Here is a 588-nt window from a genome sequence, read left to right as displayed (position 1 = left end):
AAATGCCCCACGATACCTATTATGTCCATGACCATTACGGCAACCTCAGCTTTGTGCTGCCGCCCAAGGCGGAGCCGCATGCCGACAAGCCCGATGCCACCGAGCTTGCAGAGCTGTGCTACCAGTACGTCTACGACGACCTCAACCGCTTGGTGGAAAAGAAGATCCCCGGAAAGGGCTGGGAACATATCGTCTACAACAAGCTTGACCTGCCCATTATGACCCAGGACGCCAACCTCAGGGCCAAGGATCAGTGGCTGGTCACCAAGTACGATGTCTTTGGAAGGGTCGCCTATACCGGGATGAAAACCTCTACAAGCACAAGGATTCAATTTCAGAGTTTCTTTGATGCCGATCCCGCTACGGTTCCACAGTATGAATCAAGGACGACAAATACGGGCTATCTGGGCACTTATTATACAACACGGGCCAGACCGACGACAGTTGACGAGATCCTTACCATCAACTATTACGATGACTATAGCTTTAATATTGCAGGAGGCAGCCCACAGACCGCGTATGGGGTCACGCCCATCACAAACGTCAAGGGCCTTGCCACGGGCAGCAAGGTAAGGGTACTGGGCACCA

Annotated in this window: 1 pseudogene; it reads left to right on the top strand. The window is 53.1% G+C overall.

What is annotated here, in order from left to right:
- Positions 1-588 (top strand): annotated as a pseudogene (locus KCG49_RS16360) (DUF6443 domain-containing protein); the annotation flags it as partial.

The organism is Winogradskyella luteola, assembly GCF_019203985.1.
Lineage (GTDB): Bacteria > Bacteroidota > Bacteroidia > Flavobacteriales > Flavobacteriaceae > Winogradskyella > Winogradskyella luteola.
This window is presented reverse-complemented; position numbering and strand designations above follow the sequence as displayed.